Raw genomic sequence first — 11,384 nt, forward strand, 5'->3', positions numbered from 1 at the left:
CTATGGCACATCATAAATACAAGACTATCCGGCAACACTACAAACAACTCTTCATACTGCTTTTTGGCACTGCTTTATGGTTCTTTCCCATTCCAGACGGTCTGACACTGCAGGCCTGGCATCTTTTTACTATTTTTATCTCCATTATCTTAGCTGTCATTATCGAAGCGACCTCTATTTTTACCGCTTCCATCATTGGCCTCGGTTTTGTTATTGTGACGCATACACTTACTACAAAACAAGCATACAGCGGCTTTTCTCAAGGTTTTATTCTTCTTATCATTATTGCTTTTTTGATTGCCCGCGGTGTTATAAAATCAGGCTTGGGAAAACGCATCGCCCTGCTAATTATTAAAAGATTCGGTAAGTCATCATTGGGACTCGGCTACTCCATTGTAGCTGCAGATATGTTCATCGCTCCCGCATTTCCGAGCAATACTGCCCGTTCAGGTGTGCTTTACCCAATAGTTCAGGCACTCTCATCTGACAGCGGCTCAAAGGTCGCTGACGGCACCAGAAAAAAACTTGGCAGTTATCTGATGATGACCTCAATGGCAGGACTTACCATATCTTCTGCAATGTGGCTGACGGCAATGGCTGCCAATCCTGCCGGTGCAAAAATGGCTAAAGAGTTTGGTGTGGAGATAAGTTACGGTTCTTGGGCTTTGGCATCTTTTTTGCCTTCTCTTATCGCTTTTATCACCATTCCATGGCTGCTTTTTAAGATATTTCCACCTGATCTGAAAAAAACTCCCAATGCACCTGTTATGGCACAACATGAACTTGAGCACATGGGAGCCGTACACAAGAATGAATACATTATGGGCTTTACTTTCATCGCGATGATAACACTTTGGATATTCTCAGCTCAACTTGGCATCGATAAAACCGCCGTCGCTTTTTTAGGTCTGGGTATCTTGATGCTGAGCAATATCTTCACACTCGATGACCTTGCACATGAGGGCCGTGCATTGGGAACACTCATATGGTTTGGAACACTCTATGCCATGAGCAGCTATCTTAACGAATTTGGCTTTATGTCATGGCTTGGAGTGCATATCTCAAACATCATCATGGGAGAAAGCTGGCCCATAGTCTATGTCGGGCTGATTCTTGCCTATGTCTTTATCCATTACTTTTTTGTCTCCCAAACGGCACAAATGCTTGCACTCTTCTCTGTCTTTTTAGGTGTCGGTATCAATGCCGGCGTTCCTGCAGAGCTACTTGCCTTGATGCTTCTTTTTGCAACAAATTTCAATGCCATGATTACACCACAGGGATCAAGTGCTAATGTTATTTATTTGAGTTCCGGATATATTGAGAGTAGAGAGGTTTATAAATATGGAGGAGTAGTCACGCTCGCCAACACCATTATCTATCTTGGCGCCGGGACAGCGTGGATACTGCTTATTTTCTAGCTTCTTTTAAAGAGTCTGCGATCAAAAATGCAAGTTCAAGGGACTGATCTGCATTCAGGCGCGGGTCACAATGTGTATGATAGCGTGAACTTAAATCTTCTTCAGTTACCATAAAACTACCGCCGATACACTCAGTGACATTTTTACCTGTCATCTCCAAGTGTACACCGCCCGCATGAGTACCTTCGGCTTTATGTACCTGGAAGAACTGTTTCATCTCGGTTAAAATATCATCGACAGGGCGTGTTTTATAATTGTTCGATGATTTGATGGTATTACCATGCATAGGGTCACATGACCAGACAACATTCAAACCTTCTTTCTCAACAGCACGGATAAGCTGCGGCATATGCTCACCGACTTTGTTCGCACCCATTCTTACGATTATGTTCAAACGGCCCGCTTCATTTTCAGGATTGACAGCCTGTGCCAAACGGACAAGATCATCAGGATCCATAGTGGGACCTGCTTTGATTCCGATAGGGTTTTTAATACCTTTCATATACTCGACATGGGCACCGTCAAGCTGACGTGTTCTGTCACCGATCCATACCATATGCGCCGCTACATTGTACCAGTCACCCGTAATGGAATCCTGACGTGTAAATGCTTCCTCATACGGCAGCAACAATGCTTCATGCGATGTATAGAAATCTGTTTCACGAAGTGTTCTGTATGTTTTTGAAGTAACACCGCAAGCTTCCATAAACTGCAGAGATTTTTCAATATCTTCGGCTAAAGCCTCATATTTTTCTCCCACTTCGGTTTTATGGGCAAAATCAAGGTTCCATTTGCTTACCTGATGCAGATCAGCCAAACCGCCTGATGCAAAAGCACGAAGCAGGTTCTGCGTTGCCGTTGCCTGATTATATGCTTTTATCATACGTTCCGGGTCCGGAACACGCGCTTTTTCATTGAATTCGATTCCGTTAATGATATCTCCACGGTACGAATCAAGCGTCATTTCACCCTGTGTTTCAGTATCAGATGAACGCGGTTTGGCAAACTGTCCGCCAAGACGTCCGACTTTGACAACAGGAAGTCCTCCTGCATAGGTCATAACGACTGCCATCTGCATCATTGCTTTAAAAGTATCACGAATATTATCTGCATGAAACTCCGAAAAACTCTCCGCACAGTCACCGCCCTGCAGTAAAAATGCTTTTCCCTGCGCAACGTTTGCAAGCTGCTCTTTAAGCGAACGTGCTTCACCTGCAAAAACAAGCGGCGGATAGTTTTTCAACTCGTTTAAAACAGCATCAAGTTTTGTTTTATCCGGATAAGTCGGTTGTTGTAATATTGGTTTTTCTCTCCAGCTAGATGGGCTCCAAGTACTCATTATCTGACCTTACATATTTATTTTTCGTGATTTTATCTAAATCTGGCTAAAATAGCTATGATATATGACTTATTTATTGTAAAATTTTTTACAAGCTATTTTTATGCTAAAATGAGTATAATTACAAATATTTTCAAATGTGTTCACTGCTTGCTTGTTTTTGGGAGAAAAAATGAAAAAAGAAGAGTTAAAAACTTTAATAGATCAAATGCATCATGACTTGCTACAGCATATAGAGTCAGATAAAGAGCTGGATAAAAATGAAGTGACGCAGTACCTAAAAAATATTCTTCACACCATTGAACTTATCAACGATGGAACTGACTCTCTTTCACAAACACAGCAAGCTCTTTCCGATGCCTGTAAAAATATCGTTATAAAAAGTCTCACATCATACAAAAAAACAAATGAAAACTTCAAAGAGATCAGTAAACTTCAGGCCGATACGGTTGATGAATGTACAGATTATCTCATTGAGACACCTGAGATCATAAATAAGTTCAATGATATACAGACATATATGCTCGATGAGATTGAGAAAGCAAATGAAACAATTATGATGCTGACAAAACAGGTCAAAGACCTTGAAGAGACGTCCAACCTTGATGCATTGACAAAATTGTTCAACCGTCGGGCTCTTGACAGCTACCTTGAGAGTGTGACATCAAAAAAAACACTGCAGCATGAACTGCATCTTTTGATTTTAGACATTGATGATTTTAAAAAGATCAATGATATCTATGGACATATCGTTGGTGATAAAGTCCTTATCTTTTTGGCGAATATGCTGCGTAAAACACTGCGTGACGGTGATAAGGTTTTTCGTTACGGAGGCGAAGAATTTGTCATAATTCTCAATAGAATCACTGCCGAAAAATGTAGGGAAATTGCACAAAGAATACTTCACAATATAAGTTCAAACAGACTGCTCTATAAAGGCAAATCCGTAAATATCACCGTTAGTATCGGTGCAACAAAATATATACCGGGAGATACGCCTGAAAGTATCATCGAAAGAGCAGATAAAGCCTTGTACCGGTCAAAAGAAAACGGAAAAAATCAAATGAGTGTGGAAGCAGAAAATGGACATTAATTATTTCGACTTTATAGCCGCCATCATCATCCTTCTTTTAGGATTAAAGGGTATTCTAAATGGCTTTTTCAAAGAATTGTTCGGTCTTATCGGCATCATCGGCGGTATCTTCATCGCTTCACGCATGGGAGACAGTGTAGGCGAATATCTCAGTAAGCTGATCTTCAACTTTTCAAATCATGCTGCCATCAGTTTTACCGGTTTTTTAGTTACATTGGCAGTTTTTTGGATGATGATGATTGCCGTAGGCTATGCTTTTAAAAAGCTCACAGCTTTAAGCGGTCTCGGTATTTTTGACAGAATTCTCGGTTTTGTTTTTGGAGCGAGTAAATTCTTTTTGATTGCGGCAGTCATAGCTTTTGCCATCAGTAATGTAAAAGCATTCAAGCCAACACTTGAAGCCGCTTTTTCAAACAGTGTGCTCTTTCCTGTTCTAGTAGAGACAGGTGGGTTTATCATGAAGATAGATCCTATTGGAGCAAGGCAAGACATCAATGCATCACTGCAAAATGCAACACAAAAAGTTTCTGATAAAATAGATGAAAAAACGCAGGAAATTGTCAATTCCGAAGTGAACAAAACAGTCCAAGAGATTAAAAACAAAGTACAAGAGAAGTAAAATGCCAAATGTAACGACGAACTTTAAAGACAGAACAATTGAGTATGCACAGCTTTTAGAAGATTTTAAAACGCTCTTAAAGAAAAACAATTTAAAATTCACTATCCAGCGAGAGGTTATTCTAGAGACGCTTTACAATTCAAACGAGCACCTCACACCAGAAGCACTGCATCATCTTATCCAAAAGCGCTACCCGGAGCTTAAAACCAGTATCGCAACAGTTTATAGAACACTTTCCCTGCTCGAAGACTCCAATGTAGTAACATCGCTCTCTTTTGGCGCACAGGGTAAAAAGTACGAACTCGGTGCAAAAGAGCATCATGACCATCTTATCTGCACGGAGTGTGGAGAGATCACAGAGTTTGTCGATGAAGAGATCGAAAAACGCCAGCATGCCATTACCGATGAGCTTGGTTTTAAAATGCTCGATCACTCGATGCAGATCTATGGTATCTGTAAAAAATGCCAAGAAAAAAATAAATAAATTTAACAAAGGAAAATTGATTGTTTAGTAATAAATTCATTCAACAAAGAATTGAAAAAGCAAATGTTTTAAGAGAAGCGGGAATCAATCCCTACGCAAATAATGCACAAAGAAATACGACAGTAGAAAAATTTTTAAACGTAAACTCGGACATTGAGCAAACAGAAGAAAAACGTGATGAAAATCGTAAATATACCCTAAGCGGACGTATCAAACTCTTACGTATCATGGGAAAAGCATCATTTGTAAAGATCGAAGATGAAAGCGGCATGTTACAGATCTACGTTGCCAGAGACAATCTTCCTGAAGGTTTTTACAATACTATCTTTAAAAAGAACATTGAAGTCGGTGATATTATTGAGGTAGAAGGTTACCCATTTGTCACAGGAAAAGGAGAGCTTTCACTTCACGCAAATGACCTCAAGATTCTTACAAAAGCCATCTCTCCGCTTCCTGAAAAGTTCCATGGAATCACAGATAAAGAGATTCGATACAGAAAACGTTACCTTGACCTTATTATGAACTCAGAAGTACGTAAAACTTTCCAGACTCGCTCCCGTGTTATCTCTTTGACAAGAAGATTTTTTGAAGACAAAGGCTTTTTGGAAGTAGAAACACCTATGATGCACCCAATTGCAGGTGGAGCAAATGCTAAGCCATTTGTTACACACCATAATGCACTTGATGTTGACAGATACTTGAGAATCGCCCCAGAACTCTATCTCAAACGTCTTATTGTCGGTGGATTTGAAGCGGTATTTGAGATCAACCGTAACTTTAGAAATGAGGGAATGGATGCAACACACAATCCTGAGTTTACTTCAATCGAATTTTACTGGGCATATAAAACATATAAAGACCTCATAGCAATCACAAAAGAGTATTTTCAATACCTTTTTGAACACCTTGATCTTCCAACAATCCTTCCTTATGGCGATATGGAAGTAAACTTCGATAATTTTCAGGAGATCCCACTCATTGAATCACTCACAACTGTCGGTGGCGTTCCTGCAGAGATCGTAAACGACAAAGAAAAGATCCTGGCTTACCTGAAAGAAAACAATCTCGAAGCAAAAGAGGAGATGAACCTTGGACAGCTTCAAGGTGAACTCTTTGATGAATTCGTTGAAGAAAAACTCATCGACCCTACTTTCATTACAGAGTATCCTGTTGAGATCTCTCCGCTGGCAAGAAGAAGTGATGAAAATCCTGCTATCACAGAGCGTTTTGAGCTTTTCATCGCCGGACGTGAGATAGCCAATGCATTCTCTGAGCTCAATGACCCGCTTGACCAGTTAGAACGATTCAAAGGTCAAATGGATGCAAAAGAGTGTGGTGATGATGAAGCCCATGCAATGGATACTGACTTTGTTGAAGCACTCAGCTATGGAATGGCTCCAACAGCAGGACAAGGCATAGGTATTGACAGACTTGTCATGCTGCTCACGAACGAACACTCTATTCGTGACGTACTTCTTTTCCCTGCCATGAAACCGCTCACGCAAGAAGTATGTGAGGATGAAGAGGAAAAATAAATAGAGCGATTTCCTCCGCTCTATTCTTTTTTAATATAAAAGATCATCAGACCCTTTTAATATAAAACTTTTATCAACGATACTCCGTGTGGATTTATATTCATCAAAATCAAATGTCGGTAGTTTTTCGTCAAGATAAGAGGTATTAAATTTCCCCTCTTTAAAATCTTTTTCTGTAATAATGGCTTTATGAAGCGGTATATTTGTCACAACACCATCAATGAAAAACTCATCTAAAGCCCTCAAGCCTTTTCTAACAACTCCATCCCATTCCAAAGCATAAACAATGAGTTTTCCTACCATTGAATCATAATTAGGAGGAATTGTATAACCGGCATACACACTTGTATCGAGTCTTACTCCCGGACCTCCCGGTGCCATATAATTTGTAATTTTTCCTACTGCAGGCATAAAATTATTTTGCGGGTTTTCAGCATTTATTCTAAACTCTATGGAATAGCCTCGAATCACTATCTCTTCTTGCTTATATTTAAGCTTGTCGCCACCGGCTATTTCAATCATTCTCTGTATAATATCAATACCTGATATAATCTCAGTAACGGGATGTTCAACCTGAACTCTTGTATTCATCTCAATAAAATAAAAATCATCATTTTCATCTACTAAAAATTCAACTGTTCCGACATTTTCGTAGCCAATCTCTTTGACGGCATTGACGGCTGTTTCACATAGTTTTTTTCTTGTTGCATCATTGAGTCGTGGACTTGGTGCTATCTCTATTACCTTTTGATGTCTTCTTTGGATTGAGCAGTCACGCTCACCCAAATGAACGACATTGCCATACTTGTCTGCAACAATCTGCACTTCAATATGACGAGGATTTTGAACATATTTTTCTATGAACACTTCACCTTTGCCGAAATATTTTATCGCTTCATTCGTAGCAGATTCGAAAAACTCCTGAAATTCACCTGCCTTATAAACAATACGCATACCGCGTCCACCACCGCCAAAAGCCGCTTTTATAATAACCGGAAAACCTATTTCACTTGCAATTCTCTCGCCCTCTTTTGCATCACTAACAGGTTCTACCGTACCTTCAAGAATAGGTACACCGACTTTTTTGACCGCCGTTTTTGAAGCCATTTTATCTCCAAAAAGTGCAATATGTTCAGCCTTCGGTCCAATAAAGATAATATCATTCTCTTCACATGCTCTGGCAAATTCGGCACTCTCAGACAAAAATCCATATCCGGGATGAATCGCGTCACAACGGGTTCGCATAGCGATGTTTATTAAATTTTTATAATTGAGATAGGCTTCAAGAGGATCTCCACTGATGGCATATGAGTTATCAGCCTTTTGCACCCAAACACCATCTTCATCCACATCTGAAAAGACGGCAACAGTCTTTATGCCAAGTTCTTTACATGCGCGAATGATTCGCAGGGCTATCTCGCCCCTGTTTGCAATCAATATTCTTTTTATTTTACTCATTATTTTTACTCACTTTCATAATTTCATGCCATTATATAACGCTTAATTAAATAGTTATGAAAGTGATGCTATTTACTTAGGTTCTATCAGGCGTGATTGATACTCTTTTGGATGTTTACATACCGGACAAACTTCAAGCGCTTTTTTGCCGTAATGAATGTGTCCGCATACTTCACAGATCCATACCTCTTCTTCATTATCACTCAAGAATTCTTTATGTGACATAAGTCTCTCTAGCAGCATCTTATACATTTTTTCATGCTCGACTTCTACTTTACCGATGTTCTTAAAGAGCGTAGCCGCTTCTCTTTCCCCTTCTTCTTTTGCAATCGCAGCAAAATCAGGATACATGGTTGTATTTTCATAACTTTCACCATTGATGGCATCTTGAAGATTCTCTTCGGTACTTCCAAAGTTATTCTCTCTTTCATACTTCATTCTATTATGAAGGGCAAGTTCAAGCTTTGCATGCTCTTTTTCATTATTCGCCGCTCTTTGGAAATGTGCCGCAATGTCACGATAACCCTCTTTTTGAGCGACTTTTGCATAGTATTCGTACTTGTTTCTCGCCTGCGACTCTCCGGCAAATGCTTTCATCAAATTGACCAAAGTGAGATTTTCAGTAATCATCTCCATCGCCTGACCGCAACAATGCAGCTCACCGCCGCCCACATTTTGAACCTCAACTATATTCCCGCACTTGTTACATCTGTATGATTCATACTGTCTCATTTTCAGTCCTTTTCTATATAAGTTATCTTAATTCTGACATAATACAACTTAAAGGAAAATTATTTTCCATTATAAAAACAGAATCACTTTTACTAAAGAAGTTTATTCAGAACAATATTATTATATTTTTAGTATAATCGGCTCATATTTATTTTACAAGGAATTTTACCTCATGAGTTTTTTAAAAGAGTTTGATGAAGTCGTATACAACCTATGCGAAAAAGAGCTAGAGAGACAAACTGACCACTTGGAGATGATTGCATCTGAGAACTTCACACTGCCTGCCGTAATGGAAGCGATGGGATCTGTATTTACAAACAAATATGCAGAAGGATATCCTGCAAAACGTTACTATGGCGGATGTGAATATGCAGACAGTGTTGAACAGCTTGCAATCGACAGAGCATGCGAACTTTTTGGCTGCAGCTATGCAAATGTACAGCCACACTCTGGAAGTCAGGCAAACGGTGCCGTCTATGCAGCACTTTTAAAAGCCGGAGATAAACTTCTTGGTATGGACTTAAGTCACGGCGGACACTTGACACATGGTTCAAAACCATCGTTCTCAGGTAAGAATTACAGCTCGTTTACATACGGTGTTGAGCTTGACGGCCGCATCAACTATGATAGAGTTTTAGATATTGCTAAAATCGTTCAACCTAAGATCATCGTTTGTGGTGCGTCTGCTTATGCACGTGGGATCGACTTTGCAAAATTCCGTGAAATCGCTGATGAAGTCGGTGCAATTTTATTTGCCGACATTGCACACATCGCAGGTCTTGTCGCTGCAGGTGAACACCCTAGCCCGTTCCCTCACGCACACGTAGTAACGACAACAACACACAAAACTCTGGCAGGTCCTCGCGGCGGTATGATCATGACAAACGATGAAGATATCGCGAAAAAGATAAACTCTGCTATCTTCCCTGCACTGCAAGGAGGACCACTTGTACATGTTATCGCTGCAAAAGCGGTAGGTTTCAAGCACAACCTCAGCCCAGAGTGGAAAGAGTATGCAAAACAAGTGAAGAAAAATGCCTCAGTTCTTGCTGATGTACTTATGAAACGCGGTTATGATGTCGTTTCAGGCGGAACAGACAATCACCTCGTACTTGTCAGTTTTGTAGGAAAAGAGATCTCAGGAAAAGATGCAGATGCCGCTCTTGGTAATGCCGGTATCACAGTAAACAAAAACACTGTTCCTGGTGAGACAAGAAGCCCATTCGTGACTTCCGGTATTCGTGTAGGTTCTCCTGCGCTTACATCACGCGGTATGAAAGAGAAAGAATTCGAACTTATCGCAAATAAAATGGCTGATGTTTTAGATGATATTAACAACACTGAACTTCAGGCAAAGATAAAAGCAGAGCTCAAAGAGTTGGCACAGAATTTTGTCATCTACAACCAACCGACATACTAATACAAAAGAGATTATATGACTGCAATGGATCTAAAACTCATTAAAATGGTCAGTGACCACTACTGGATAAAAAAAGATACAGTAGTGAATAAACTCACCTTTAAGGGGCGTACTTTTTACAATAAATTTGAAAGAGTGAACGCTCCGCTCACGCAATCCGTTATCAATCAACACTTAAAAGGCGAAATAACGGTTGCACACTCCCTTGTAAACAAAAACAACATTGTTGAAAATATTGTCATAGATTATAATGGAAGGGATCCGGAGAGATTTTATCATAAGACGCAACTACTCTTGCGTGAGGAGGGTTTTATCAACTTCACAGCTTATAAGAGCAAAACGGAAGGGCATCTGCATGTTTATATTCACAAAGGTCATACAACACTGCAAGAAGCAATTCAAATAGGTAAGATGATAAGTATGAAACTTGCAGCCAAACAACCAAAACAGTGGAGAATGTTTCCCAACAACGACATGCCGGATGAATACAATATACTTGTTCTTCCGTATGATGTCTATGCCAAGGAGCGAGGCGCTTCCTGGTCAAAGCATATGTAACTTGATAGTTACATAATTTTTCGCTATTATATAGATATAAAATAAAATTCGAGGTAAGATTATGGATGATAAGAACGAACTGAGCGATATCGTACTCAATAAAGGCAATGCATCGGGATCCAATAAAAAGCTTATATTGGCAGTTGCGACATTAGGTGTAGTTTTAATTATCGTTGTCATGCTCATGAACTCTATGAACTCAGGGTCAAATGACAACTTACCTCAAGCCGTACTGCCGCCAAAACCTCAAAAAGAAGCAGCACAACAGACACCAAAAGATGAACCGCTTTTTGAAGAAGTTCAAGTAATGCAGGATGATGCCTCTTCAGATGCCGATTTAGATAAAATCGCGCAGAAACTAAAAGAAGAGAGTGCTGCAGAAGAAGAAAGCAGTGCAGCTGCAAAACCTGCACCTGTCGCTGTTAAACAACCTGTAAAGAAAGCTGTAAAAAAAGTGACAAAACCTGCACAAAAACCAGCTCCTGTTACACATACAGCTACTGCATCAGGCAGCTATTATATTCAGGTAGGTTCTTTTTCAAAATATAAACCAAATAAAAAATTCCTTGCTTCCATTAAAAGTTTAGGCTTAAACTATAAATTTCACAAAGTAGGAACACTGAACAAAGTACTTGTAGGTCCATTTAAAACACGTAAAGAAGCAAACAACGCAAAAAGAGTTCTCCGTGCAAAAGTGGAACCGGGCGCATTCTTAGTAAAACTGTAAA

General features: G+C 39.8%; 11 protein-coding genes. 8 read left to right on the forward strand and 3 right to left on the reverse strand.

The window, feature by feature from the left end; all coding sequences use genetic code 11:
• Window positions 1–2: 2 nt before the first annotated feature.
• Window positions 3–1,418 carry a DASS family sodium-coupled anion symporter gene (locus FM071_RS06615; protein WP_193110019.1) on the forward strand — a complete coding sequence of 472 codons (1,416 nt, stop codon included), beginning with the start codon at window positions 3–5 and terminating at the stop codon, window positions 1,416–1,418.
• Here the strand turns inward: FM071_RS06615 and FM071_RS06620 are convergent.
• Window positions 1,408–2,757: a class II 3-deoxy-7-phosphoheptulonate synthase gene (locus tag FM071_RS06620; RefSeq protein WP_226960507.1), complete on the reverse strand. Its 1,350-nt coding sequence runs from the start codon at window positions 2,755–2,757 to the stop codon at window positions 1,408–1,410. The two genes, FM071_RS06615 and FM071_RS06620, sit on opposite strands and share 11 nt — an antisense overlap.
• A 172-nt stretch (window positions 2,758–2,929) precedes the next feature.
• Here FM071_RS06620 and FM071_RS06625 point away from each other — a divergent pair, with 172 nt between their 5' ends.
• Genes FM071_RS06625 through lysS form a run of 4 tightly spaced genes read left to right on the forward strand, consistent with a single transcriptional unit; the run spans window position 2,930 to window position 6,488 of the window.
• Window positions 2,930–3,850: a GGDEF domain-containing protein gene (locus tag FM071_RS06625; RefSeq protein WP_193110021.1), complete on the forward strand. Its 921-nt coding sequence runs from the start codon at window positions 2,930–2,932 to the stop codon at window positions 3,848–3,850.
• Window positions 3,840–4,469, forward strand: coding sequence for a CvpA family protein (locus tag FM071_RS06630; protein WP_193110023.1), 630 nt, complete (start codon window positions 3,840–3,842; stop codon window positions 4,467–4,469). The genes FM071_RS06625 and FM071_RS06630 overlap by 11 nt, the downstream gene beginning before the upstream one ends.
• A gap of 1 nt (window position 4,470) precedes the next feature.
• Window positions 4,471–4,953 carry a Fur family transcriptional regulator gene (locus tag FM071_RS06635; RefSeq protein WP_193110025.1) on the forward strand — a complete coding sequence of 161 codons (483 nt, stop codon included), beginning with the start codon at window positions 4,471–4,473 and terminating at the stop codon, window positions 4,951–4,953.
• A 20-nt stretch (window positions 4,954–4,973) separates the two neighbouring features.
• Complete coding sequence (lysS, locus tag FM071_RS06640; protein WP_193110027.1) at window positions 4,974–6,488, forward strand: lysine--tRNA ligase; 1,515 nt, start codon at window positions 4,974–4,976, stop codon at window positions 6,486–6,488.
• A gap of 30 nt (window positions 6,489–6,518) precedes the next feature.
• Here lysS and FM071_RS06645 read toward each other — a convergent pair whose 3' ends face one another.
• A complete protein-coding gene (locus tag FM071_RS06645) occupies window positions 6,519–7,946 on the reverse strand; it encodes an acetyl-CoA carboxylase biotin carboxylase subunit (protein ID WP_193110029.1) in 1,428 nt (475 codons plus the stop codon).
• 72 nt (window positions 7,947–8,018) lie between these two features.
• Window positions 8,019–8,678, reverse strand: a complete 660-nt coding sequence (locus FM071_RS06650) for a ferritin family protein (RefSeq protein WP_193110031.1) — start codon at window positions 8,676–8,678, stop codon at window positions 8,019–8,021.
• 172 nt (window positions 8,679–8,850) lie between these two features.
• Between FM071_RS06650 and FM071_RS06655 the strand changes: the two genes are divergently transcribed.
• The 3 genes from FM071_RS06655 to FM071_RS06665 all read left to right on the forward strand — a co-directional run bounded on the left by FM071_RS06655 (window position 8,851) and on the right by FM071_RS06665 (window position 11,383).
• Complete coding sequence (locus FM071_RS06655; protein ID WP_193110032.1) at window positions 8,851–10,098, forward strand: serine hydroxymethyltransferase; 1,248 nt, start codon at window positions 8,851–8,853, stop codon at window positions 10,096–10,098.
• A gap of 15 nt (window positions 10,099–10,113) precedes the next feature.
• Complete coding sequence (locus tag FM071_RS06660; RefSeq protein WP_193110034.1) at window positions 10,114–10,656, forward strand: DUF1882 domain-containing protein; 543 nt, start codon at window positions 10,114–10,116, stop codon at window positions 10,654–10,656.
• Window positions 10,657–10,717: 61 nt separating this feature from the next.
• Entirely contained in the window at window positions 10,718–11,383 is a 666-nt protein-coding gene (locus FM071_RS06665; RefSeq protein WP_193110036.1) for an SPOR domain-containing protein, read from the forward strand.
• Window position 11,384 lies beyond the last annotated feature (1 nt).

The sequence above is a fragment of the Sulfurimonas paralvinellae genome (assembly GCF_014905135.1).
Lineage (GTDB): Bacteria > Campylobacterota > Campylobacteria > Campylobacterales > Sulfurimonadaceae > Sulfurimonas > Sulfurimonas paralvinellae.